The sequence below is a fragment of the Mycobacterium sp. NGS17 genome (genome assembly GCF_059813205.1).
This window is the reverse complement of sequence record NZ_JCALED010000002.1, coordinates 406,608-429,684: the sequence shown is the minus strand read 5'-3', so window position 1 is coordinate 429,684 and position 23,077 is coordinate 406,608. Positions and strand designations below refer to the sequence as shown.

Below are 23,077 nucleotides of genomic sequence, written 5' to 3'. Positions count from 1 at the left end.
TTCAAAAAGGCCGCAACACCTGGCGCGCACTGACCTCGATGGGCACCGCGCTGGTGCTGTTGTTCCTGCTCGCGCTCGGCGCGATCCCGGGGGCGCTGCTGCCGCAGCGCAGCCTCAACGCCGGCAAGGTCGACGACTACCTGAAAGCCCACCCGGTGATCGGGCCGTGGCTGGATCGGTTGCAGGCCTTCAACGTCTTCTCCAGTTTCTGGTTCACCGCCATCTACGTGCTGCTGTTCGTATCGCTGGTCGGCTGCCTCACCCCGCGGATGATCGAGCACGTCCGCAGCATGCGGTCCACCCCGGTGGCCGCGCCGCGCAACCTGGCCCGGCTGCCCAAGTACTCGCGCCGGCAGATCCAGGCCGCCGCCGACGAGCTGAACGCCCTGGCGAACACGCTGACCGCGCAGCTGCGCGGGTGGCGCACCGCCATCCGGCATCAGGACGACACCGTCGAGGTGTCCGCCGAGAAGGGCTACCTGCGCGAGTTCGGCAACATCGTCTTCCACTTCTCCCTGCTGGGCCTGCTGGTCGCGGTGGCCGTCGGCAAGCTCTTCGGCTACGAGGGCAACGTCATCGTCATCGCCGACGGCGGCCCCGGCTTCTGTTCGGCCTCCCCGGCCGCGTTCGATTCGTTCCGGGCCGGCAACACGGTCGACGGCACCTCGCTGCACCCCCTGTGCATCCGGGTCGACGACTTCGCGGCGCACTATCTGCCGTCCGGGCAGGCCACGTCGTTCGCAGCGAACATCGACTACCAGTCCGGCAGGGACCTGACCGCCAACACCTGGCGCCACTACCAGCTGGAGGTCAACCACCCGCTGCGGCTCGGCGGCGACCGGGTTTACCTGCAGGGACACGGCTACGCACCCACCTTCAGCGTCACCTTCCCGGACGGGCAGATCCGCACGGCGACGGTGCAGTGGCGGCCCGACAATCCGCAAACCCTGCTGTCGTCGGGTGTGGTGCGCATCGATCCACCCGCCGGCAGCTATCCCAGCCCCGCGGAGCGCCGCAACCACGAGATCGCCATCCAGGGACTGCTGGCCCCGACCGAGCAGCTCGAGGGCACGCTGCTGTCCTCGCGGTTCCCGGCGCTGGACGCCCCGGCCGTGGCCGTCGACATCTATCGCGGTGACACAGGGCTGGACACCGGGCGGCCGCAGTCGCTGTTCACGCTGGATCCCCGCCTGATCGAGCAGCACCGGTTGACCAAGGAGAAGCGGGTCAATCTGCGGGCGGGTCAATCGGTCCGGATCGACCAGGGGCCGGCGGCCGGCACCGTGGTCCGCTTCGACGGCGCCGTCCCGTTCGTCAACCTGCAGGTCTCGCACGACCCCGGGCAGGCCTGGGTGCTGGTCTTCGCGATCACGATGATGGGCGGTCTGGTGGTGTCGCTGCTGGTGCGCCGCCGCCGGGTGTGGGTCCGTCTGACGCCCGACGCCGGCGGGTCGCCCGGTACGGTGAACGTCGAACTGGGCGGCCTCGCGCGCACCGACAACTCCGGTTGGGGCGACGAGTTCGAACGGCTGTCCGAGCGGCTGGTCTCCGGCATCGCTCGCGCCGAGCCGCCCACCGCGTCCGACGGCGACGCGACACCCGCAGCGTCCAAGAGGAGTTCTGAGGTGGACGTCAAATGAATACCGTGCACGTCAACGTCGAGCTGGCGCGCTACTCCGACTGGGCGTTCACGTCGGCGGTGGTGGCGCTGGTGATCGCGCTGCTGTTGCTGGCCTTCGAGCTGGCCTACGCCGGCGGGCGCCGCGCGGATCAGCGGGCCCGGGTGTTGGCCGGCGCCGTCAGCGCCGACTCCGCCACCCCCGGCGTGGTGAACGAGGCGGCCCAACGCCCGATCGACGAGCGTGTCGGCCGGGCCGGGCTGTCCGTGGTCTACCTGGCCACCGGACTGCTGCTGGCCTGCCTGGTGCTGCGCGGCCTGGCCACCCTGCGGGTGCCGTGGGGCAACATGTACGAGTTCATCAACCTGACCTGCCTGTGCGGGTTGATCGCCGGGGCGATCGTGCTGCGCCGCCCGCAATACCGCCCGTTGTGGGTGTTCTTGCTGCTGCCGGTGTTGATCCTGCTCACCGTGTCCGGTCGGTGGCTCTACACCAACGCCGCGCCGGTGATGCCCGCCCTGCAGTCCTACTGGCTGCCGATCCATGTGTCGGTGGTCAGCCTCGGCTCGGGGGTGTTCCTGGTCGCCGGCATCGCCAGCATCCTGTTCCTGCTGCGGACGTCGCCGCTGGCAGAGCCCGACCGCACCGAGCGCAGCGCGCTGAGCCGGCTGATACAGCGGTTCCCCGACGCGCAGACGCTGGACCGCATCGCCTATCGGACGACGATTTTCGCCTTTCCGGTGTTCGGTTTCGGCGTCATCTTCGGTGCGATCTGGGCCGAGGAGGCGTGGGGCAGATATTGGGGCTGGGATCCGAAAGAGACTGTGTCCTTTGTCGCCTGGGTGATTTACGCCGCGTACCTGCACGCCAGGTCGACTGCGGGATGGCGGGACAGGAAGGCCGCCTGGATCAACGTCGCGGGGTTTGTGGCCATGGTCTTCAACTTGTTCTTCGTTAACCTGGTCACTGTGGGCCTGCATTCGTATGCGGGCGTCGGGTGACGGTGCTCAACCGGCCCAAGCAACGCACAACACGCTGAAGACCGCACAACAAAGGGGAGTGCAGTGACCGAGCAGCCAACGTCGGGCGTGGGGGCGCCCGAACAACCGACCACGCAGATACCCCCGCAGACGGAGTCCGCGCCGGCCCAGCACGAGGGCGCCGAACCCCAGGCCGAATCGGGTGGCTCGGGTGCCGAGGCCCCGACCCGCGCCTTCGCCGGTTTCCGCACCGAACGCCGCGTGCCCGGTCCCGAACGCCAGCAGGCTGCACCGCCCACTGCCCCCAGGCCGGGCGGGATGCCGCCCTGGGACGCCACGCCGGTGACCGGCATCCCACGGGTCGATCCGACGGCGTATGGCGCTTACTACACCGGCCCGGACGCGCCGCCCACGCAGTTCCAGGGGGCGCCGCAGCGGCCGGAGCACCTGCCGCACACGCCGTATCCGGAGCTGTCCACCGGCATGCTGCTGCGGCCGGTGGCCCCGCCGCCGTCGGACGGATGGCGGCTGCTGCTGTTCAAGCTGTCCGGCGGGCTGATCAACTTGGGCGAGAGCCCTCGCGCCACGAGGTACAACAACCTGGTCGCCCAGGTGAACCGGCCGCTGCGGGGTTCCTACCGAGTGGCCTTTTTGTCGTTGAAGGGCGGCGTCGGCAAGACCACGATCACCGCGACGCTGGGCGCGACCTTCGCCTCCATCCGCGGTGACCGGGTGGTCGCCGTGGACGCCAACCCCGACCGCGGCACGTTGAGCCAGAAGATCCCGCTGGAGACGGCCGCGACGGTGCGCCAGCTGCTGCACGACGCGGGAACCGTCGAGCGCTACAGCGACGTGCGCCGCTACACCTCCAAGGGGCCGAGCGGCCTGGAGGTGCTGGCGTCCGAAACGGACCCCGGCATCTCGGACGCGTTCGGCGCCGACGACTACGTGCGCGTCCTGGACATCCTGGAACGGTTCTACGGCCTGGTGCTCACCGACTGCGGGCCCGGCCTGCTGCACTCGGTGATGAGCTCGGTGCTGGACAAGGCCGACGCGCTCGTCGTGGTCAGCTCGGCGTCCATCGACGGCGCGCGCAGCGCATCGGCGACGCTGGACTGGCTGGACGCCCACGGCCGCGAGGACCTGGTCCGCAATTCCATCGCGGTCATCAACGGGGTCAAGCCACGGCCGGGCAAGGTCGACATGAACAAGGTGATCGACCACTTCTCCCGGCGCTGCCGCGCGGTGCAGCTGGTCCCCTTCGACCCGCACCTGGAAGAGGGCGCCGAGATCGAACTGGACCGGTTACGGCGCGGGACGCGCGAAGCGCTCACCGAGCTGGCCGCCATCGTCGCCGACGGGTTCCCCGGCGACCAGCACAACCCGGGAGTGCTCGGCTAGGTCGGCGGTCGCAAGCGCGGCGGAGCCGGGCGCCGCGGGCCGCCGCCATCGGCTAGTGCCGGTCAGCTGTCGCCGTGACCCAACCGCCGCAGGAAATCCGGATCGTCGTCGGGTCCGATGACGCGCGTCTTCGGCCGGTGGGTCTGCGACCGCGCGGCACGCCAGCCGACGTAGATCAGCGTCCCCAAAATCACGACGAGCAGCAGGTAGAGCACGCAACACCTCCTTGGGGCGAATATACCCGCGCCGTAGGCTCACCCTGTGTCACAAGAAGCTAGCGACGACAGCACCGGCGGCATGCGGGACCACGCCGCGAACCAGGGCACGGCGCGACAGGGCGCAAGCCGCGTCGCCATCCCGGTGGCGGCGTACCTGACGGCGCGGGTGCTGCTGGCGGTCGTGCTCACCGGCGTCATCTACGGCGTCGCCCGCTTGGCGGGCATCTCGCAGTTCCCGATCGTGGTGGCGGTGCTGTTCGCCCTGATCATCGCGATGCCCCTGGGCATGCTGGTGTTCGCGCCGCTGCGCCGCCGCGCCACCGCCGCGCTGGCGATCGCCGGGGAGCGGCGGCGCCGGGAGCGCGAACTGCTGCAAGCCCGGCTGCACGGGGACGCCGAGGCCACGCCGGACGAGGGCGGCCGCGATTCGGGGCCCGGTTAGCCGCTCGGCAGCCGCACGACCTGTGCGGCATAGCTCAGGCCGGCGCCGTAGCCGAGCAGCAGGGCCAGATCGCCGGCCTTGGCCGCGCCGGTCGCCAGCACTTCGGCCATCGCCAGCGGGATGGACGCCGCCGACGTGTTCCCGGTGTGCTCGATGTCGTTGGCGACGACCGCGTCCGGACGCAGCTCGAGGCCCTTGGCCAGCACGTCGTTGATCCGGCTGTTGGCCTGATGCGGCAGGAACACGTCGATCTCGTCGGGCCGGACGCCTGCCGCGTCCATGGCCTGCCGGCCGACCTTGCCCATCTCGAATGCCGCCCAACGGAATACCGCGCTGCCCTCGAGCCGCAGGAAGGGCCGCGGGCCCGTCGGGCGGTCCATGTAGTCGATCCAGTCGATGTCCTGGCGGATGGCCGTCGCCTGCGCGCCGTCACTGCCCCAGACGGTCGGGCCGATGCCCTGGTCCGGTGTCTCACCCACCACCACGCCGGCGGCGCCGTCGGCGAAAATGAAGCAGTTGGTGCGGTCCTGCATGTCCACGGTCGGGGACAGTTTCTCCGAACCCATCACCAGCGCCTTGGCCGCGGTGCCACCCCGGATCATGTCGGCCGCCACGCCCAGCGCGTAGCCGAAGCCGGCGCACCCGGCCGAGACGTCGAACGCGGGCACGCCGGTGGCGCCCAGCGCCGCCGCTACCGATGGGGCGCACGCGGGTGTCTGCAGGAAATGCGTGCTGGTGGCGACGATCACGCAGTCGATGTCAGCCGCGGTCAGCGAGGCTTTGGCGATCGCCTCCTGCCCGGCCGTGGTCGCCATGGACGCGGCGGATTCGTCGCGGGCGGCGAACCGGCGCGTTTTGATGCCGGTACGGGAGTAGATCCACTCGTCGGACGAATCGATGTTCTCGCAGAGCTCGTCGTTGGTGACGACCCGCTCCGGCCGGTACGACCCGACGCTGAGTAAGCCGATGTTGGTGGGCCCGGTGGTCGCGGCAATCTGCTTCATCGCGGTCCTTCGCTATCGCCCCAGCAGACGCAAAGGTACTCCACCGGGTGGCCCTCGAAAACCTTTGTCTGCACTATAGATACTCCCGGTGGGCGCTCAGCTGGCCAGCGCCAGCGCCGCGGCCACCGCGATTGCCCACACCACCATCGCCAGCCCGGTGTCGCGCAACACTCCGATGAGCTCCGGGCCGCCGCGGCCGGATCGCACCGGCGCCGCCGCGCGCAGGGCCAGCGGCGTGGCCACCAATCCGACGGCGCACCAGGGTGTCGCCAGCATGAGCACCAGGGTCAGCGCCCCGGCGGTCCCCAGCAGCACTTGGTACAGGATCCGGGTGCGGGCATCGCCCAGCCGCACCGCCAGGGTGATCTTTCCGGTGCGGGCATCGGTCGGAATGTCCCGCAGGTTGTTGGCCACCAGCACCGAGGAGGACAACGCGCCGATCGACACGGCCAGGAGCAGGCCCACCCAGTCCACGCGCAGCGCCTGGGTGTACTGGGTGCCGAGCACGGCGACGAGCCCGAAGAACAGGAACACCGCGATCTCGCCGAAGCCGGCGTAGCCGTACGGTTTCGACCCGCCGGTGTACAGCCACGCCCCGGCGATGCAGGCCGCTCCCACCGCGATCAGCCACGGCGCGCTGAACAGCGCCAGCGCCAGGCCGGCGAGCGCGCCGATGGTGAGGCTGACGATCGCCGCGGCCAGAACCGCCCGCGGCGCCGCCAGCCGCGAGCCGACCAGGCGCACCGGGCCGGCCCGGACGTCGTCGGTGCCGCGGATGCCGTCGGAGTAGTCGTTGGCGTAGTTGACACCGATGATCATCGCGAGCGCGACGGCAAGCGCCAGCAGCGCCTTCCACCACACCGCGGAATGCAGCCATGCTGCGGCACCGGTTCCCGCGACAACCGGCGCCACCGCGTTGGGCAACGTCCGCGGCCGCGCACCGGAAACCCACTGCCCGAAATTGGCCACCCGACCATCCTGCCAGGATGAAAGCCGCCCATCCCCGGGCCCCGCACCCGCGATCGCTTCGGTGTGATGCACCACAATGGTCGGATGCTCGGAGTCATCGGCGGCAGCGGCTTCTACACCTTCTTCGGATCCGACTCCCGCGACGTCACCGTCGACACTCCGTACGGCCCGCCCAGCGCCCCGGTCACCCTCGGCACCATCGGCGGCCACGAGGTCGCTTTCCTGCCGCGCCACGGCGCCGAACACGAATTCTCCGCGCACACCGTGCCATACCGCGCCAACATGTGGGCCCTGCGCAAGCTCGGCGTGCGGCGGGTGCTGGCGCCGTGCGCGGTGGGCAGCCTCGATCCCGAACTCGGTCCGGGCACCTTCGTGGTGCCCGACCAGCTCGTCGACCGCACCCGGGGCCGCGCCGACACCTATTTCGACTCCGGCGGCATCCACGTCGACTTCGCCGACCCGTACTGCCCTACGCTGCGCGAAGCGGTGACCGTCCTGCCCGGCGTGACCGACGGCGGCACCATGGTGGTGATTCAGGGCCCGCGCTTTTCCACCCGCGCCGAAAGCCAGTGGTTCGCCTCAGCCGGTTTCTCGCTGGTCAACATGACCGGCTATCCGGAGGCGGTGCTCGCTCGCGAGCTCGAAATCTGTTATGCCGCAATCGCGTTGGTGACCGATCTGGACGCCGGTGTCAGCACCGGCGAGGGCGTGAAGACGGTCGACGTGTTCGCCGAATTCGCGAAGAACATCGACGGGTTCAAGACGCTGGTCCGCCAGGCCATCGGCCGGTTGGCCGCCGACCGCACCTGCACGCATTGCCTGCCGCACGCCGGGGTCACCCTGCCGATCGAGCTGCCGTGAGGGTGCTGCTGACCGGTGCGGCCGGCTTCATCGGTGCGCGGGTGGACGCCAAGCTGCGGGCCGCGGGTCACGAAGTCGTCGCCGTCGACGCGTTGCTGCCCGCCGCGCACGGCCCAGACCCGGTGCTGCCGCAGGGATGTCATCGCGTCGACGTGCGCGACGCCGACGCACTGGCCCCGCTGTTGGCCGGCGTGGACCTGGTGTGCCATCAGGCGGCGATGGTGGGCGCGGGCGTGGACGCCGCCGACGCCCCGGCTTACGGCGGCCACAACGATCTGGCTACCACCGTCCTGCTGGCGCAGATGTTCGCCGCGGGGGTGCGGCACCTGGTGCTGGCCTCGTCGATGGTGGTGTACGGCCAGGGGGGTTATCACTGCGACCGACACGGAGCGGTGGATCCGCTGCCCCGGCGCCGGGGCGACCTCGACGCCGGGATCTTCGAGCACCGCTGCCCGGCCGGCGGGGAGGAACTGCACTGGCGCCTCGTCGGCGAGGATGCCTGCCTGCGGCCACGAAGTCTGTACGCCGCCAGTAAGACCGCCCAGGAGCATTACGCGCTGGCGTGGTCGGAGGCCACGGGTGGTTCGGTGGTGGCGCTGCGTTACCACAACGTCTACGGCCCCGGCATGCCGCGCGACACCCCCTACTCCGGGGTGGCGGCGATCTTCCGTTCGGCGCTGGAAAAAGGCGAATCGCCAAAGGTTTTCGAGGACGGCGGCCAGATGCGCGACTTCGTCCACGTCGACGACGTGGCCGCTGCCAACGTCGCGGCGACACAACAGCGCGAGGGTTTCACCGCGGTCAATGTCTGCTCGGGACAACCCATTTCGATCCTGGAGGTGGCCGGTGCGCTGTGCGACGCCCGCGGCGGCTCGCTGTCGCCGGTGGTCACCGGGCAGTATCGCAGCGGCGACGTGCGCCACATCGTCGCCGATCCGTCGAGGGCCGCCGAGGTGTTGGGTTTTCGTGCGGCCGTCACACCGGGCGACGGGCTGCGCGAATTCGCGTTCGCGCCCCTTCGCTGAATCAGCCCTGCGGGGGCCGGTAGATCTGCGGCTTCTGCACCGGTATTTGACGCGTTCCGGAGTCGTCGCCCCTAAAGATCCGCGGGGCGTTGGCCAGCGGCGGTATCTCCGAGGTCGCCGGTTCGTTGTCCCCGCCGGGGACTCCGGCGGGGATGCGGGTGGTCGGCGCGGCCGACGGCGCGGCGCCCTGGGCCACCGGCACCCGGGTGGTCGGTGCTGCCGCGTTGGCGGCGGCCGCGCGCCTGCGGGCCGCGCGATTGGCCCGCCGGCGACCGCGCAGTTGCCCGGCGACGATAGCCGCCGCCAGGATGCCCAGCGCCAGGCCGCACAACGCCACGTCGAAAACGCTGGTGATCTGCTGGGCCAGGTTGTTGCCGTAGACCGGGTGCAGCGCAGGCGAATTGGGTGAGTCCGCGAACCGCGGCGCCAGCACGACGCCGACGACGACGCGGGCGACGCTGAGCGTGGCGACGAGCCCGCACAGCGACGTGACCACCCTCGGCGAAAGGGCGGCCAGCCTGCCGCGCAGCCAGATCGCCAGGACCGCGGTGGCCAGATCGAACGCGGCCAGCACGATGCTGTCGTACCGGGAGAACGGGTAGTTCAGGATTATGCCGACGACCAGGTCGGTGATCCGCATCGCTATCGACCCCACGCACCAAACGGCGATGAGCAGCAAGCCATTTCGGGTCGCGCCGCGCCACGCCGACTCCTCCGTCGGCGAGGCGTTCCGCTGACCGAACAGCGCCCGCGGCGCGAACAGCGCCGCGCCGGCCGCCCACGCCAGGTAGCCCTCGAACCCGACGCCGGCGGTGGACGTGTTCTGCGCGATGCCGTGGAACGCGTCGATGTCACGACCGGCGGGCAAGAGCCACACCAGGATCCCGGCGGCGAGCGTCGACGCGCCGAGCGCGACGATCGTGAGCCGGCTCGCCCGGGTGTCGCGCAGCAACCACCTGGAGGCGACCAGCACGGCCACCAGGGCCACCACGCCGTACACCACCGCGGTCGCGATCACAGCGATGTTCTGCTTGCCGAATTGGTCGGTGCCGCCGGTGCTTTGCAGCGCGTACCGGACCCGCCAGTACAGGTTGAAACCGAAGCTGAGCACCGCCGCGAGCATCGACAGCGAGCCGATGATCCGCGCGGACCTGTGCCACCCGGTGGATTCGTCACCCGCCGGAACGGGTCCGGCGAGAGCGCCGGTGGGCATCGCCTGGGCGCTCAACAGCGAGCCGGCGATCCCGACCCATGCCCCCGGCCCGACGCCGCCCGGCACGTTGACGGTGCCACCGAAGCGGACGGTCTCGTACGCGTCGAACACGACGAATGCGAGCACCAGCAGCAGGTAGGGGACGTTGAGCGCCAGGCGAAGCCGGGCGGCCCGCGCGGGATCGAAACGCGCGCCGGCCGACCGCCAGGAACCGGCGACCGCGACGGCGGCGACGGCCAGCACCGTCACCGCGATCAGCACCGCGAACAGCGTCGCGCTGCTGTTCGGGATGCCGACTCCGAAGTAGAGGTTCCACGGCAGGAACACCGCCAGGATCAGCAGTGCCACCGCGGCCAGGTCACCGGCGTGCCGGTACCGCTGCGCTCCCGCGGCGGCCGGCGCGGGGCCGGCCGTGGCGTGTGGGCGGATGATGCGCGGCGCCGGCGCCTGCTGGGTCTGACTGCGGATCGGGCCGGTAGGCGCGTCGTCGCTGCTCTGGCTCACCATGCCTCCCGGGATGCGAGGACCGACATTCTTGGCGCAGTTTCCGGTGTTCGGCGAGGGATTACCCCGCCGGGCGAAGTGCACTGCTCGCTTGCGAACATATTCTCCGTTCGGATGCCGTGGCAGTGGCTGTGGCCGGCTGCTGGGGCGGAGATGATCCTGCGGCAATCGTCCTGTCGTTCGAAAAGCTGGTTACGCTGCGCTAGTAGACGAAGCTTGTCGCCTGAATGATTGATACTCCAACGGTATCGCAAGTGTAATGATGCCGGGACATTGCTGGTTGCGGGGTAGCCAGCCGAAGGAGAGCCGGGATGGACGTCGTTTTGGGGGTTGCGGTCACCGGACCCGTCGCGCGCTTGGCCCTGGTCGGGTCCGGCGCGCAGGGAACCGACGTGATCGACCAATCCGTCGTCGACCTCGCCGACAATCCGATCGGGACGCTGACCGAGACCGTGGTCGGCACGAATCGGCTGCTGGCCGGTGAGAACCACCACCTGGTGGGCACCCGGCTGTGCTGGACCGATCATCCCGCCGCCGACCAGCTTCGGCGCGCGCTGGAGGATTCCGGCGTCCACAACGTCGCGGTGCTTTCGGAGTCGCAGGCGGTGGCCGCCCTGATGCGCGCGGCCGGCCGGCCCGGCGCCGCGCTGGTGATGGACGACGCGACCGCGACGCTGTCGATGGTGGATTCGGGTGACGGTGATCCGGACGCGCCGCCGACCGTGCTGGCGAGCCAGCAGCTGGCGGGTCCGTCGGGTGGCGATGCGACCGCCGCGTTCCACACGATGATGGCGAACCTGGGCGCCCACCCCGACGCCCCGCAGGATGTGTACCTGCTCGGTGCGTCGCCCGAGCTGAACCGGGTCGCCGACGAGCTCCGCGACGCGTCGACCATGCGGGTGCAGGTCGCCGAGGACCCCACCTTCGCGCTGGCCCGCGGCGCAGCGATTGCCGCCGCAACGGCGGCGGCGCTGCAGGCGGGGGGCGCTACGGCCATGGTGCCGGCGGCCGGCCTGACGGGAGATGAGACCGCGATGGCTTCGGCGTTCGGGGACGCCACCACGGCGGTGCCGTCGACGGGACCGATCGGAGATGAGACGGCCTTCGTGCCGGCATCGGGGTTCGCGGACCCGGGCGCCGAAGACCAGCAGCTGGCCTACTCGATGGCCGACGAGGGCGAGCAGTACCCGGGCGAATTCGCCGAGTACGACGCGGAATTGGACGACTACGAGTACGGCGAGGCCGACGAGGACGAGCCGGCGAAGCTGTCGCGGCGATCGTTGGTGATCGGCAACGCCGTCATCGCTTTCGCGGTCATCGGATTGGCGTCGCTGGCCACCGCGATCGCGGTCGCCGTTCGCCCGACCGCCAGCCAGCAGCCGGTGGTGGGGGTCCAGAACGGCACCCCGGGCAAGTTCATGCCGATCCTGCCGAGCCAGCAGCAGGCCCCACTGCCCCCGCCGCCGCCCGACCAACCCAACGCCGGATTCCAGGGCGGCACCGTCGAGGCTCCCAGCTACGTCCCAAGCCCGCAGCAGGTCGGCCCCCCGTCGGGCGGCGGAGTGCCGAACGCTCCCGCTCCCGAGGCGCCGGCCAATCCCAGCGCCGTGCCGAATCCCGATCCGGGTTGGGCGCCCCGCCCGAATCCCATTGTGCCCATTCCTATTCCGATACCCATCCCGATCCCGGGGTGGGGCCCGAACTACCCGCCGTACACGTCGCCGACCTTCACGTCGCCGACGATCACGCCTTACACGCCACCGACGACGACGTATTCGCCCCCGACCACCACGTATTCGCCGCCGACGACGACGTATTCGCCCCCGACGACGACGTATTCGCCGCCGACCACCACGTATTCGCCGCCGACCACGACGTATTCGCCTCCGACGACGACGTATTCGCCGCCGAGCACCAAGGCGACCACCCAGGCGCCGCCGCCGAGCACGTATTCGCCGCCGAGCACCCAGGCCACCCAGGCCCCGACGCTCCCGCCGCACACCCAGCAGACCCTGCCGCCGCCCACGCAGCAGCAGCCGGTGTTCCCGCAGCAGCCCCACCAACACCACGGATTCTGAGGGTGGCCGACACCGACGGCCTGGTCACGGTGGTCCTGCCCTGCCTCAACGAAGAGGAGTCACTGCCCGCGGTGTTAGCCGCCATACCCGCGGGATACCGGGCGTTGGTGGTGGACAACAACAGCACCGACGACACCGCCGCGGTCGCGAGCAGGCACGGTGCCCAAGTCGTCGCCGAACCGCGGGCCGGGTACGGCTCGGCCGTCCACGCGGGCGTGCTGGCGGCGACGACCCCGATCGTGGCGGTGATCGACGCCGATGGCTCGATGGACGGCGCCGATCTGCCCCGGCTGGTCGCGGAGTTGGAGCGCGGTGCCGACCTGGTGACCGGCCGGCGCCGGCCGGTAGCCGGGCTGCACTGGCCGTGGGTGGCCAGGGTGGGCACCGTGGTCATGAGCTGGCGACTGCGCACCCGCCACGGCCTACCGGTACACGACATCGCGCCGATGCGAGTCGCCCGGCGCGAGGCGCTGCTTGCGCTGGGCGTCGCCGACCGGCGATCGGGTTATCCGCTGGAACTGCTGGTGCGTGCCGCGGCCGCCGGCTGGCGCGTCGTCGAACTCGACGTCAGCTACGGCCCGCGGACGGGCGGCAAGTCGAAGGTCAGCGGTTCACTGCGGGGCAGCATCACCGCGATCCTGGACTTCTGGAAAGTGATTTCGTGAGCGTCCTTCCGGTCACCCTGCTGGTGGTCGCGAAGGCGCCCGAGCCGGGCCGGGCAAAGACGCGGCTCGCGGCGACCGTCGGCGATCGCGTCGCCGCCGAAATCGCCGCCGCCGCACTGCTTGACACGCTCGATGCCGTGGCCGCCGCTCCGGTGGCGGCGCGGGTGGCGGCCCTGACCGGAGACCTGGACGCCGCGGTGAACGCCGCCGAAATACGGCAGCGGCTCGCTTCGTTCACCGTGATTCCCCAGCGCGGTGACGATTTCGCGGACCGGCTCGCCAACGCGCACACCGACGCGGCCGGCGGGCTTCCGGTGCTGCAGATCGGCATGGACACGCCTCAGGTGAGCGCGGATCTGTTGACGGCTTGCGCGCGCCGGCTTCTCGACGCGCCGGCCGTCCTCGGGCCGGCCCGGGACGGCGGCTGGTGGGTGCTGGGCGTCGCGGACCCCGCGACGGCGCAGTGCCTGCGCACCGTGCCGATGTCGGTGCCCGACACCGGGGATTTGACGCTGAAGGCATTGCGCGACAACGGCATTGATGTGGTTACCCTCGAGACGCTGGCCGACGTGGACTTCGTCGACGACGTCGCGGCGGTGCGCGACGCCTGCGGCCCCGCCAGCCGGTTCGCGGGCGTCACCCGCGCCGCCGGTCTCTAGAGATCCGCAGGACAACACCGGCGTTTTGTAGAAAGATGAGGCGGTGCGAACGCTTCTCGTGCTGGCGGGCTTCGCCGCGGTCATCGGCGCGGCCGCGCCGGCACAGGCCGAGCCCGGCGGCAACCCGGATGCGAATTTCTTGGCGGCGCTCGATCAGGCCGGCGTGCCTTACAAGAACGGCGCCATCGCGATTCGGGTCGGCAAGAAGGCCTGTGAATTGATGGATCAGGGCCACTCCCAGGCCGATGTCATCCAAAGTGTGTCGTCGGAAAATGCCGGGTTCACCGTGGCGGACGCGACCCACTTCACGACCAGCGCCGTCAGCGCCTATTGCCCACAACACCTCGGCGAGCCCACCACCGAGCCGCCGCCCCCGCCCGCCTGGTGGGATATTCCTTGGATTCCCTTGCCGGCGCCGGGGGCCGCGTAGCACGAGAACGGTAGTCCGCCGGACGGACTGGTCTCTACCAGTGCGTCAGGATGATCGTGTTGAGCGCCAGCGCGCCGAGGGCGTTGAGCGCCAACCAGATCCGGTGTGACCGTGTCGGCAGCAGAGCGGCCGATGCGGTGAGCCAGATGGTGAACGGCAGCCAGATGCGTTCCACCTCGGCCTTGCTGAGCATGCTCAGGTCCGCGCAGACGATGGCGGCCAGCATGCCAAGCAGCAACAAATGGAAGCCGGAGCGGCGGCGGATGGCGGGCCAGTCGAAAACCCTGCTGATACCGGCGACCCCACCCAACCCGATCGCGCACACCACGGACGCCAGGTTGGCCCAGCTCCAATACTGGAAGGGGCGGTCTTTGGCGATGCCCTGCCAATAGCGTTGCTGCACCAGGGTGTAACCGTCGAACCAGTAGAACCCGGCGATCGCGAAGGCCACCGCCACCGCGATCGCGGCCAGCGCCGCCGGGCCGAGGGCCCGCAGGATCGCTCGCCAGTCCGCCAAGCGGCTGCCCGGGGGCTGCCGGACCGAGGCCAGCACCGCCACCGCCGGCAGCCCCATCAACATCAGGCCGTAGTTGCAGAACACGCCCCAGCCCAACAGCAGGCCCGCGCCCGCGGCCGTCAGCGCGGGGAAGCGGACCGGACGGTGCACAGCCACGGCCAACAACGCGATGCCCCAGGCCGCCACCCCGGCGAAGTATCCGTCGGCGGAGACGGCCACCCAGATCGCGGTCGGCGCCAGGGCGACGAACGGGGCGGCGCGCCGTGCCGTCTGTTCGTCGGCCAGCGCGCGCACGGCGATCACCACCGCGGCCGCCGCGCTCGAGCCGGCCAGCAGGCACAGCAGCCCGGCCCAGGCGCCGCCGTGCAGGCCGAGCCGGTCCAGCCAGACGAACGTCAGCAGCGCGCCGGGCGGATGTCCCGACACGTGCGTCGTCCACGAGTTCGGCTGGTAGTCCACGATCCGGCTCGCAAACGTGCGCAGCGTCGCACCGATGTCGCTGATGCCCGGCACCTGCCACAAGTATTCGTCCCGGGTGGTCAGCCGGCCAGCGAAGCCGCGCTGCCAGCCATCGATCATCGCCAGCGCGAACGCCCACCCGCACGCGGTGGCCCAGCTGCCCAGCGTCAAGGCATGCCACGAAAGGCGTTGCGCCAGAACGGGTCCCCACGCCACGATGACGATCGCGATCACAATCGCGGGCCCGGTTCCCCAGCCGGCGTGGATCAACCATTCGCCGAAGATCGGCGCGGAGCCGGCGTGGGTGGCGAACTTCTGGGCGCCGACATCAAGGCGCGGGCGCACGCCTGAGTTCATCCGCGGCAGCACGAACGCCGCGGCCACCAGCACGAGCCCGACCGTGACCGCCACCGCTTCCCGCGCTGCCGCCCGCCCACCGATCCTCACGGACGAACAGCCTATTGATCGCCGGCGAACCGGCGCGCCAACGCCGTGCGGTCGACCTTGCCGATGCCGCGACGCGGCAGTGCGTCGACGATGTACAGCTCGCGCGGCGCGGCGGTGGCGTCCAGGGTGCGCGCCACGTGCGCGCGCAGCGCGTCCAGGGTGGGCGCGGCGGACCCGTCGCGCACCACGACCGCGGCAACCACCCGCTGACCCAGCCGGTCGTCGGCCACTGCGAACACCGCGCAATCGCTGACGGCGGGATGACTGGACAGCGCAGCCTCGACAGGCTGCGGCAGCACCGTCAACCCGCCGGTGCTGATCGCGTCGTCGGCGCGGCCCAGGACGGTCAGCACGCCCGCGTCGCTGACGGCGCCGAGATCGTCGGTGGCAAACCAGCCCGGTTCGGCGAACGGATCCGGCTCGACGGGGTTGCGGTAGCCCTTGGCCAGCGTCGTGCCGCCGATGACGATGCGCCCGTCGACCGTGCGCACCCGCACCCCGTCCAGCGGGACGCCGTCGTACACGCACCCGCCGGCGGTCTCGCTCATCCCGTAGGTGCGGACCACGGTGACGCCCGCCGCGGCCGCGTCGTCGAGAACCGGTCGCGGCGCGGGTCCGCCGCCGAGCAGCACGGCGTCCAGTTCGGCGAGCGCGGCCGCCGCCGCCGGGTCGCCGAGCGCCTTGGCCAACTGCGTGGCGACCAGCGAGGTGTATCGCCGCCCCGGTCCCAATGCCCTTACCGCACCGGGCAATTCGGCGACATCGAACCCCGCGGAGACGTCCATCTCGACCGGTACCGAGCCGGCGAGCGCGCTGCGCACCAACACCTGGATCCCCGCGATGTGGTGGGGCGGCAGGGCGAGCAGCCAGCTGCCCGGTCCGCCGAGGCGGTCATGGGTGGCCGTCGCGCTGGCGGTCAGGGCGTCGGCGGTCAGCAACGCGCCCTTGGGAACTCCGGTGGTTCCCGACGTCGCCGCGACCAGGGCGACGTCGTCGTCGATGGCTTCCCCGACGCGCAGACCCACCCGCAGCGCATCCGACTCACGATCGTCGCTCGAGGACAGGGCGACCAGTGCGGGGTCGCGCCCGTCGAGCACGCGCTCGAGTGCGGGCAACAGCGACGAGACCGCCGACCCGGGCGGGACGTGCACCGCGCGCAGTACGGCTATGCCGGGTCCCCGGCCTGGTCGGCGTCGTCGAAGGGCCAGCCCTGGGCCGCCAACCGCACCCGGACCCGCTCGACGTCGATGGGCGACGGCAGCTCATCGGTGATCTGGGTGATCAGCACGCCGATGTCGACATCGTCGAACTCGCCGCGCCGAACCAGCTCACAGGCGACCGCCTTGGCTTCGTCGTTGGACAGCCGGCGGGCCAGCAATGCGAGCACCGGGAAGGTGTCCGTCGCCGGAACGCCTTCCGGGTATCCCGCACGAAGCCAGGAGACGATGGAATTGAGAAATCCGTTCACGCTGTTGCAGCTTCCCCCGGTGTCCGGCGTGGTAACTCGGTGGGCATCAATTGATGCTACTTGGGTTTGGCGCCGAGGAACGGGGTGCCGATGTGATGGGCGATGAAGTCGCGCGAGATGTACAGCAAAGCGAAGGCGATCACGAGGATCACCACCGCATAGATCGCCCACGCGACCGCCAGCAGCGCCGGGTTCTTCTGCGGCGAGCCGCCATCGGTGCCGGCCTGTCCCGCGCCGATCGCCTGGAAGCGGAGCCCCAGGGCGAACAGCCCCGGCAAAGCGGCGCCGGCCAGCATGGCGAACGCCAGGATCTTGAGGGAGGCCTGGTAGTTGAACCAATCGCCGAAGTGACTCATCACGCGTTCGCCTTGATCGTGGGGTCGTCGGAGTCGAATCGGGAGGTCATGCCGCCGCCGGAGGTGGGGCCGGCGTTCGAGGGCGGGTGCTGATCAATGGACTCCTCGAGCCCGGTGGTCAGGTCGCCCTTCCATTCGGCGTTGACGTTGTGGTGGTCGACCTTGACCCTGCGCGACCGGACGTAGATGGTGGCCGACACCCCGATCAGCAGCGCGAAGCCCACGATGGCGCCCGGGTAGCCGCCGATCAGGTGCACGATCCAGTAGGTGACCGCACCGACCAGCCCGGCCAGCGGAAGCGTGACCAGCCACGCGACGCCCATGCGGCCGGCGACGCCCCAGCGGACCTCGCCGCCGGGCTTGCCCAACCCGCTGCCCAGCACCGAGCCGGTGCAGACCTGGGTGGTCGACAGCGCGTAGCCGAAGTGGGCGGACAGCAAAATCACCGCGGCCGAAGAGGATTCGGCCGCCATGCCCTGCGGCGACTGGATCTCGACCAGTCCCTTGCCCAGGGTGCGGATGATTCGCCAGCCGCCCAGATAGGTGCCGAGCGCCATCGACACCGCGCAACCGACGATGACCCACAGTGGCGGCATCGACGCGGTCTTGCTCACCGAGCCGTAGGACATCAGCGCCAGGAAGATGATGCCCATGGTCTTCTGCGCGTCGTTGGTGCCGTGGGCCAGCGAGACCAGCGATGCCGAGCCCCACTGGCCGTACCGGAAGCCGGCTTCTGTGCGCTTGGTCGGGATGCCGCGGGTGATTCGGTAGACCAGCCAGGTCGCCACCGCGCCGACCACGATCGCCAGGATCGCCGACACGACTGCCGGGATGATCGCCTTGGACACCACGCCCTTCCAGATCACCCCGTGCGCGCCGACGGCGGCGATCGTGGCGCCGACGATGCCGCCGATCAGGGCGTGCGACGAACTCGAGGGGATGCCGAGGAGCCAGGTCAGCAGGTTCCAGACGATGCCGCCGACGAGGCCGGCGAAAACCAGCTCCAGCGTCACGATGTGGCCGTCGATCAAGCCCTTGGCGATCGTCGCGGCGACGGCGGTGGACATGAACGCGCCCACGAGGTTGAGCACCGCGGACAGGGCGACGGCCGCTTTGGGCTTGAGCGCACCGCTGGCGATCGAGGTCGCCATCGCGTTGCCCGTGTCATGGAAGCCGTTGGTGAAATCGAAAGCCAGTGCCGTGATTACGACAATGATCAAGAGGAACAATTGGATGTTCACAGCGCCTGATTCTGGTGGTAGGAGGTTTCCATTGTCGAATGATGCGGGGGCCGAAACGCGGGTGTACCTTGAACCGTCGCCAGATGTTACCTCTCAGTTAACCGGCGTTTCCCTGTTGTTCACCCCGGGTGTCGCGCCGTAGCGGGTGCTCCGGCGGCACCTCGACGAAGATGAGCGTCAGCCCATCCGGATCGGTGACGTGCATCTCTTTCAGGCCCCATGGTTCCCGGCGAGCCTCGCGCGCGATCGACACCCCGCGGCCCGCCAATTCGGCCTGGGTGGCCTCGATGTCGCGGACCTGTAGCCACAGTGCACCGGGGAAGGCGGCCTGGGCGGGGTCGGGAGCGCCGTGACCGGCCAGCTCCAGCAAGGACTGGCCCGCGAAAAAGACTGTGCCAGCGCCGTAGTCACGCCAAATCGCCAGCCCGATCTCGTCGCGGTAGAAGGCTAGCGAGCGCTGATAGTCCGACGGCCGCAGCAGCATCCGGCTGGCCAGGATCTCCATAGCGTCGTGTCTACCATGCGGCCGGATCAGCCAGTGCCGGCGCGGTTGGGCTGGATGCTTTGGCGCTGCATCATCGCGTTCACCCAGCGCGGGCCGACGATGTCGAGCGCCCGGCCGGCGATCGCGATCCGCGGTGCGATCCGCACCGGCCGGGTGCGGGCGGCGGTGAGCATCCACTCGCCGGCCTCTTCTGAGGTCAGCGCGGCGACTCCCTCGTAGGCCTTGGTCGGCGCGATCATCGGGGTGGCGACGAGCGGGTAGTACAGCGTCGTCGAATGCACGCCCTTACTGCCCCATTCGGTTTCGATGACCCGGCTCACCGTTGACAGCGCGGCCTTCGAGGCGTTGTACACCGAGAACAGCGGCGAAGCCTCCGACATCACGCCCCAGGTGGAGACGTTGATGATGTGGCCGTCGCCGCGCTCGAGCATGCCGGGCGCCAGCCCGCGGACCAGCCGCAGCGGCGCGTAGTAGTTGAGCACCATGGTCCGCTCGACGTCATGCCAGCGGTCCAGCGATTCGGCCAGCGGCCGGCGGATGGACCGGCCGGCGTTGTTGATCAGGATGTCGATGCCGCCGAGACGCTGTTCGACGTCGGCGACCAGGGCGTCGACGGCGTCCATGTTCGAGACGTCGCACGGGATCGATATGGCCGCACCGCCCGCGGCCGTGATCCGCTCGGCGAGCGCGTCCAGCAGATCCTGGCGGCGTGCGACGGCAACCACCGTGGCGCCCGCTCGGGCGAACTGTTCGGCCGCGGCCTCGCCGATGCCCGAGGACGCCCCGGTCAGCAGGATGCGCTTGCCGGCCAGCTCGATCGGCTTGATCAACGGCCGGTTGACCAGTATCTGCGGCGCCATGGGCGGTCGCATGATCGCCAGGGAGAATTGGTCGGCGATCCGGCGGAGGGGACTTTTGCTCACGTGACGCGAGTCTAGGCGGGGCGCGCGTCGCTCCGAGCGTCACGCCAGCGTGACGTTGGTGCTCGCGTGTCACACCAGCGTGACGTGGGCGCCCGCCGCTAGAAGTAGCGGGGGAACCGGCTCCAGTCCGGATCCCGCTTTTCCAGGAAGGCGTCGCGGCCCTCGACGGCCTCGTCGGTCATGTACGCCAGCCGGGTGGCCTCGCCCGCGAACAGCTGCTGGCCCACCAGGCCGTCGTCGAGCAGGTTGAACGCGAACTTCAGCATTCGTTGTGCCTGAGGCGATTTGGCGTTGATCTCGCGCGCCCACTGGATCGCCTCGGATTCGAGCTCCGCATGGTCGACGACGGCGTTGACCGCGCCCATGTGGTGCATCTGCTCGGCGGTGTAGGGGCGGCCCAGGAAGAAGATCTCGCGCGCGAACTTCTGGCCGACCTGGCGGGCCAGGTACGCGCTCCCGTAGCCGCCGTCGAAGCTGCCGACGTCGGCGTCGGTCTGCTTGAAGCGGGCGTGCTCGCGGCTGGCCAGGGTGAGGTCGCAGACCACATGCAGGCTGTGCCCCCCGCCGGCCGCCCACCCGTTGACCAGGCAGATGACCACCTTGGGCATGAACCGGATCAGCCGTTGGACCTCCAGGATGTGTAACCGGCCGGCGCGGGCTGTGTCGACGGTGTCGGCGGTGTCGCCGCTGGCGTACTGGTAGCCGCTGCGCCCGCGGATGCGCTGATCGCCGCCGGAGCAGAATGCCCAGCCGCCGTCCTTGGGTGATGGTCCGTTGCCGGTCAGCAACACCACGCCGATGTCGGGGGACATCCGGGCGTGGTCGAGCACCCGGTAGAGCTCGTCGACGGTGTGCGGCCGGAACGCGTTGCGCACCTCGGGCCGGTCGAACGCCACCCGCACCGTGGCGTCCTCGACGTGCCGGTGATAGGTGATGTCGGTAAGGTCGCCGAAGCCGTCGACGGGACGCCAGGCCTGTGCATCAAAGGGGTTGTCACTCAACGTTTTTGAACTCCTATGCCGGGTCAAGCCGGAATACCGGACACACGCCGGCCAGCGCCTCGAACTCCTCGGGGCGTCCGTCCTTCACCAACCCAGAGCGTTTCATGAAGCCGACGCCGGTGGGCACCTCGGTGGGGAACGCCCGCAAGAACGGCCGCGCCGCCTCTTCGGGCAACTCCACCATCCGCACCCGCTCGGAGCTCCGGCCGCGGGCCAGCGTCACAACGTCGGCGGCGCGGACGTTGCGGATCCAGTCCGCGCCCGGAAACCCGCCCACCACATAGCGTTTGCCATCCACCGTCATCGGTGTCACTGGCGTCGACCGCGGCGTGCCGGACTTGCGGCCGGGCACGGTCAACACCACCGGGCTCTCGCCGCCGAAGCTCAGGCCCAGCCGTGACATCCGGATGAAGACCTTGTTGGCCGGCTTCAGCCACCACGGCGGCCGGACGCGTTTGCCGCTTCCCATAGGCAGCGACGTTACCTCTGAAAGGGCTCCGCACCATGAGCCTGGGGCACCGTCGTACCGACGGCGTCGAGCCGCGCCATCGCGTCGGCGTCCAGCGACACCGCGGCCGCGCGGAGGTTCTCCTCGAGGTGGGCGATCGACCGGGTGCCGGGAATCAGCAGCGTGTTCGACGCGTGGGCCACGATCCAGGCCAGCCCGACCTGGGACGGTGTCGCGCCGATTTCGCCGGCGATGTCGACGACCACCGGATGGTCGGCGACCTTCGGCAATCCCGGGAACGCCGAGCCGAGCGGGAAGTACGGCACCCACGCGATGCCCTCGGCCTTGCACAGTTGGAGCGTCGCTTCCTGGGAGCGGTCCAGCACGCTGTAGGCGTTCTGCACGCAGACGATTCCGGCGGGCAGCGCGCGGCGCACGATTTCGAGCGGCACGGCGCTGATCCCGATCCCGCCGATCTTGCCCGCATCGCGCAGCGCGATCATCTCGGCGAGTTGGTCGTCGAGGTCGACGATCTGGTCGCCCTCGGCGGCCAGGCCGGGACCGAGATCAAGCCGGCGCAGGTTCACCACCGGAATCTGGTCGAGGCCGAGTTCGCGCAGATCGTCCTCGACGGCGGCGCGCAGTTCGGCCGGCTTCTGGGCGGCGGCCAGCGGAATGGGTTGTTCGCCGGTGTAGCGGGCGCCGACCTTGCTGACGATGACGAGGTCGTCCGGGTAGGGGGCCAGCGCCGCGCGGATCCGGCGGTCCACCTCGCCGGGCCCGTAGAAGGATGCGGTGTCGATGTGGTTGACGCCGAGTTCGATCGCGCGACGCAGGACCGCCGCCGCGTCGTCGACGGTCGGTGCCTCGAACAGTTGCATGGCGCCGTAGCCCATGCGGGCGACGGGCCTCCTGCCGAGAGTGCCGATGCCGCCGGGCCGGGGTTGGTCAGTCATGGTGCTCCCTCGACCGTGAGACACTGGATAAATGCGGAGGGTCCTCCGCTTGTGTCAGCGTAGCAGAAACGGAGGAGCCTCCGCTTTGGTTGGAAGGTCGGATGCCCGTCGCAATCGCGAACGGTTGCTGCAGGCGGCCACTGCCGCTTTCACCGTGCACGGTGGATCGGTGTCGCTCGAGTCGATCGCCCGCGACGCGGGGGTGGGCATCGGCACCCTGTACCGCCACTTCCCCAACCGCGAGGCCCTCGTCGAGGCGATCTACTGTGCCGAGCTCGCCGAGGTGGCCGCGGCGGCCGGGCAGCTGCTCAAGCGGCATCCACCCAAGGTTGCGCTGCGACGGTGGATGGACCGCTACGCGAGCTTCGTGGCCGCCAAGCGCGGCATGGCCGAGTCCTTGCAGGCGATTTTCGACTCGGGCGCTCTTGCGCCCAGCCAGACTCGCGACAGCATCGCGGGCGCCGTCGAGTTGCTGTTGCGCGCCGGCGCCGACGACGCAAGCCTGCGCGCCGACGTGCGCGCCGACGACGTGGTGTCCAGCCTGATCGGCATCTTCCTGGTCAGCGGTTCGCCCGAGCAGACCGGCCGCATGCTCGACCTGCTGGTGGCGGGGGTCTCGGCCTAGGCCCTACCCGCCGAGCGTGAAGCTACTTTCACGCTCGCGCGAACGTGAAGTTAGTTTCACGCT

Annotated in this window: 24 protein-coding genes and 1 pseudogene; 11 read left to right on the top strand and 14 right to left on the bottom strand. The window is 70.1% G+C overall.

From position 1 onward, the window contains the following. Window positions 1–38: 38 nt before the first annotated feature. From AC5Y7E_RS06160 to AC5Y7E_RS06150, 3 genes are all read left to right on the top strand, one after another. Entirely contained in the window at window positions 39–1,640 is a 1,602-nt protein-coding gene (locus tag AC5Y7E_RS06160; RefSeq protein WP_499948325.1) for a cytochrome c biogenesis protein ResB, read from the top strand. Beyond that, window positions 1,637–2,620, top strand: a complete 984-nt coding sequence (ccsB, locus tag AC5Y7E_RS06155) for a c-type cytochrome biogenesis protein CcsB (protein ID WP_499948005.1) — start codon at window positions 1,637–1,639, stop codon at window positions 2,618–2,620. Before AC5Y7E_RS06160 ends, ccsB begins: the two co-directional genes overlap by 4 nt. A gap of 63 nt (window positions 2,621–2,683) precedes the next feature. Then, window positions 2,684–4,000, top strand: a complete 1,317-nt coding sequence (locus AC5Y7E_RS06150; protein WP_499948003.1) for a MinD/ParA family ATP-binding protein — start codon at window positions 2,684–2,686, stop codon at window positions 3,998–4,000. A 62-nt stretch (window positions 4,001–4,062) separates the two neighbouring features. Here the strand turns inward: AC5Y7E_RS06150 and AC5Y7E_RS06145 are convergent, their stop codons facing one another. Beyond that, a complete protein-coding gene (locus tag AC5Y7E_RS06145) occupies window positions 4,063–4,215 on the bottom strand; it encodes a hypothetical protein (RefSeq protein WP_499918078.1) in 153 nt (50 codons plus the stop codon). Window positions 4,216–4,297: 82 nt separating this feature from the next. On the opposite strand from AC5Y7E_RS06145, the gene AC5Y7E_RS06140 reads away from it, so the two are divergent. Next, the gene (locus AC5Y7E_RS06140) at window positions 4,298–4,660 is read left to right on the top strand and encodes a DUF4229 domain-containing protein (protein WP_499918256.1); all 363 of its coding nucleotides are present in this window, start codon (window positions 4,298–4,300) and stop codon (window positions 4,658–4,660) included. On the opposite strand, the gene AC5Y7E_RS06135 is transcribed toward AC5Y7E_RS06140, so the two are convergent. Both AC5Y7E_RS06135 and AC5Y7E_RS06130 read right to left on the bottom strand, forming a co-directional pair. Next, window positions 4,657–5,664, bottom strand: coding sequence for a beta-ketoacyl-ACP synthase III (locus tag AC5Y7E_RS06135; protein ID WP_499948002.1), 1,008 nt, complete (start codon window positions 5,662–5,664; stop codon window positions 4,657–4,659). The two genes, AC5Y7E_RS06140 and AC5Y7E_RS06135, sit on opposite strands and share 4 nt — an antisense overlap. A gap of 73 nt (window positions 5,665–5,737) precedes the next feature. Further along, window positions 5,738–6,633: pseudogene (locus AC5Y7E_RS06130) on the bottom strand (1,4-dihydroxy-2-naphthoate polyprenyltransferase). An 84-nt stretch (window positions 6,634–6,717) separates the two neighbouring features. Between AC5Y7E_RS06130 and AC5Y7E_RS06125 the strand changes: the two are divergent. Beyond that, entirely contained in the window at window positions 6,718–7,494 is a 777-nt protein-coding gene (locus AC5Y7E_RS06125) for an S-methyl-5'-thioadenosine phosphorylase (protein ID WP_499947999.1), read from the top strand. After that, on the top strand, window positions 7,491–8,519 hold the full coding sequence (locus AC5Y7E_RS06120; protein WP_499947997.1) for an NAD-dependent epimerase/dehydratase family protein: 1,029 nt from the start codon (window positions 7,491–7,493) through the stop codon (window positions 8,517–8,519). Before AC5Y7E_RS06125 ends, AC5Y7E_RS06120 begins: the two co-directional genes overlap by 4 nt. A 1-nt stretch (window position 8,520) precedes the next feature. Here AC5Y7E_RS06120 and AC5Y7E_RS06115 read toward each other — a convergent pair whose 3' ends face one another. Further along, window positions 8,521–10,239, bottom strand: coding sequence for a DUF7937 domain-containing protein (locus AC5Y7E_RS06115; protein WP_499947994.1), 1,719 nt, complete (start codon window positions 10,237–10,239; stop codon window positions 8,521–8,523). A gap of 308 nt (window positions 10,240–10,547) precedes the next feature. On the opposite strand from AC5Y7E_RS06115, the gene AC5Y7E_RS06110 reads away from it, so the two are divergent. From AC5Y7E_RS06110 to AC5Y7E_RS06095, 4 genes are read left to right on the top strand one after another with little or no spacing between them, the layout of a single operon-like run. Beyond that, window positions 10,548–12,314, top strand: a complete 1,767-nt coding sequence (locus AC5Y7E_RS06110) for a DUF7159 family protein (protein WP_499947992.1) — start codon at window positions 10,548–10,550, stop codon at window positions 12,312–12,314. Window positions 12,315–12,316: 2 nt separating this feature from the next. After that, window positions 12,317–12,979 (top strand): glycosyltransferase family 2 protein, encoded by a 663-nt coding sequence (locus tag AC5Y7E_RS06105; protein ID WP_499947991.1) that lies wholly within the window; start codon window positions 12,317–12,319, stop codon window positions 12,977–12,979. Further along, on the top strand, window positions 12,976–13,638 hold the full coding sequence (locus AC5Y7E_RS06100) for a TIGR04282 family arsenosugar biosynthesis glycosyltransferase (RefSeq protein WP_499947989.1): 663 nt from the start codon (window positions 12,976–12,978) through the stop codon (window positions 13,636–13,638). Before AC5Y7E_RS06105 ends, AC5Y7E_RS06100 begins: the two co-directional genes overlap by 4 nt. Window positions 13,639–13,681: 43 nt before the next feature. Next, window positions 13,682–14,068, top strand: a complete 387-nt coding sequence (locus AC5Y7E_RS06095; RefSeq protein WP_499918086.1) for a DUF732 domain-containing protein — start codon at window positions 13,682–13,684, stop codon at window positions 14,066–14,068. 34 nt (window positions 14,069–14,102) lie between these two features. On the opposite strand, the gene AC5Y7E_RS06090 is transcribed toward AC5Y7E_RS06095, so the two are convergent. From AC5Y7E_RS06090 to AC5Y7E_RS06045, 10 genes are all read right to left on the bottom strand, one after another. Next, window positions 14,103–15,485, bottom strand: coding sequence for a hypothetical protein (locus AC5Y7E_RS06090; protein ID WP_499948323.1), 1,383 nt, complete (start codon window positions 15,483–15,485; stop codon window positions 14,103–14,105). A 17-nt stretch (window positions 15,486–15,502) separates the two neighbouring features. After that, the gene (menE, locus tag AC5Y7E_RS06085) at window positions 15,503–16,588 is read right to left on the bottom strand and encodes an o-succinylbenzoate--CoA ligase (protein ID WP_499948322.1); all 1,086 of its coding nucleotides are present in this window, start codon (window positions 16,586–16,588) and stop codon (window positions 15,503–15,505) included. A gap of 68 nt (window positions 16,589–16,656) precedes the next feature. After that, window positions 16,657–16,959, bottom strand: a complete 303-nt coding sequence (locus AC5Y7E_RS06080) for a DUF3349 domain-containing protein (RefSeq protein WP_499918087.1) — start codon at window positions 16,957–16,959, stop codon at window positions 16,657–16,659. Window positions 16,960–17,015: 56 nt separating this feature from the next. Then, the gene (locus AC5Y7E_RS06075) at window positions 17,016–17,315 is read right to left on the bottom strand and encodes a hypothetical protein (protein WP_499918088.1); all 300 of its coding nucleotides are present in this window, start codon (window positions 17,313–17,315) and stop codon (window positions 17,016–17,018) included. After that, window positions 17,315–18,556 (bottom strand): inorganic phosphate transporter, encoded by a 1,242-nt coding sequence (locus AC5Y7E_RS06070; protein ID WP_499918089.1) that lies wholly within the window; start codon window positions 18,554–18,556, stop codon window positions 17,315–17,317. Before AC5Y7E_RS06070 ends, AC5Y7E_RS06075 begins: the two co-directional genes overlap by 1 nt. Window positions 18,557–18,653: 97 nt before the next feature. After that, window positions 18,654–19,061 (bottom strand): VOC family protein, encoded by a 408-nt coding sequence (locus AC5Y7E_RS06065; RefSeq protein ID WP_499947987.1) that lies wholly within the window; start codon window positions 19,059–19,061, stop codon window positions 18,654–18,656. Between the two features lie 26 nt (window positions 19,062–19,087). Further along, entirely contained in the window at window positions 19,088–19,984 is an 897-nt protein-coding gene (locus AC5Y7E_RS06060; protein ID WP_499947983.1) for an SDR family oxidoreductase, read from the bottom strand. Window positions 19,985–20,082: 98 nt separating this feature from the next. Continuing rightward, on the bottom strand, window positions 20,083–20,985 hold the full coding sequence (locus tag AC5Y7E_RS06055) for a 1,4-dihydroxy-2-naphthoyl-CoA synthase (RefSeq protein WP_499947980.1): 903 nt from the start codon (window positions 20,983–20,985) through the stop codon (window positions 20,083–20,085). A gap of 13 nt (window positions 20,986–20,998) precedes the next feature. Further along, entirely contained in the window at window positions 20,999–21,454 is a 456-nt protein-coding gene (locus AC5Y7E_RS06050) for a nitroreductase family deazaflavin-dependent oxidoreductase (protein ID WP_499947977.1), read from the bottom strand. An 11-nt stretch (window positions 21,455–21,465) separates the two neighbouring features. Next, window positions 21,466–22,389 (bottom strand): aldo/keto reductase, encoded by a 924-nt coding sequence (locus AC5Y7E_RS06045; RefSeq protein WP_499947975.1) that lies wholly within the window; start codon window positions 22,387–22,389, stop codon window positions 21,466–21,468. 85 nt (window positions 22,390–22,474) lie between these two features. On the opposite strand from AC5Y7E_RS06045, the gene AC5Y7E_RS06040 reads away from it, so the two are divergent. Continuing rightward, complete coding sequence (locus AC5Y7E_RS06040) at window positions 22,475–23,014, top strand: TetR/AcrR family transcriptional regulator (RefSeq protein WP_499947974.1); 540 nt, start codon at window positions 22,475–22,477, stop codon at window positions 23,012–23,014. Window positions 23,015–23,077: the final 63 nt, after the last annotated feature.

Bases quoted from the DNA above. Each gene is read 5' to 3' on its own strand.
- AC5Y7E_RS06125 (WP_499947999.1), top strand. From the start codon at position 6,718: ATGCTCGGAGTCATCGGCGGCAGCGGCTTCTACACCTTCTTCGGATCC.
- AC5Y7E_RS06135 (WP_499948002.1), bottom strand. From the start codon at position 5,664: ATGAAGCAGATTGCCGCGACCACCGGGCCCACCAACATCGGCTTACTC.
- AC5Y7E_RS06140 (WP_499918256.1), top strand. From the start codon at position 4,298: ATGCGGGACCACGCCGCGAACCAGGGCACGGCGCGACAGGGCGCAAGC.
- AC5Y7E_RS06065 (WP_499947987.1), bottom strand. From the start codon at position 19,061: ATGGAGATCCTGGCCAGCCGGATGCTGCTGCGGCCGTCGGACTATCAG.
- AC5Y7E_RS06115 (WP_499947994.1), bottom strand. From the start codon at position 10,239: ATGGTGAGCCAGAGCAGCGACGACGCGCCTACCGGCCCGATCCGCAGT.
- AC5Y7E_RS06050 (WP_499947977.1), bottom strand. From the start codon at position 21,454: ATGGGAAGCGGCAAACGCGTCCGGCCGCCGTGGTGGCTGAAGCCGGCC.
- AC5Y7E_RS06045 (WP_499947975.1), bottom strand. From the start codon at position 22,389: ATGACTGACCAACCCCGGCCCGGCGGCATCGGCACTCTCGGCAGGAGG.
- ccsB (WP_499948005.1), top strand. From the start codon at position 1,637: ATGAATACCGTGCACGTCAACGTCGAGCTGGCGCGCTACTCCGACTGG.
- AC5Y7E_RS06160 (WP_499948325.1), top strand. From the start codon at position 39: ATGGGCACCGCGCTGGTGCTGTTGTTCCTGCTCGCGCTCGGCGCGATC.
- AC5Y7E_RS06075 (WP_499918088.1), bottom strand. From the start codon at position 17,315: ATGAGTCACTTCGGCGATTGGTTCAACTACCAGGCCTCCCTCAAGATC.
- AC5Y7E_RS06110 (WP_499947992.1), top strand. From the start codon at position 10,548: ATGGACGTCGTTTTGGGGGTTGCGGTCACCGGACCCGTCGCGCGCTTG.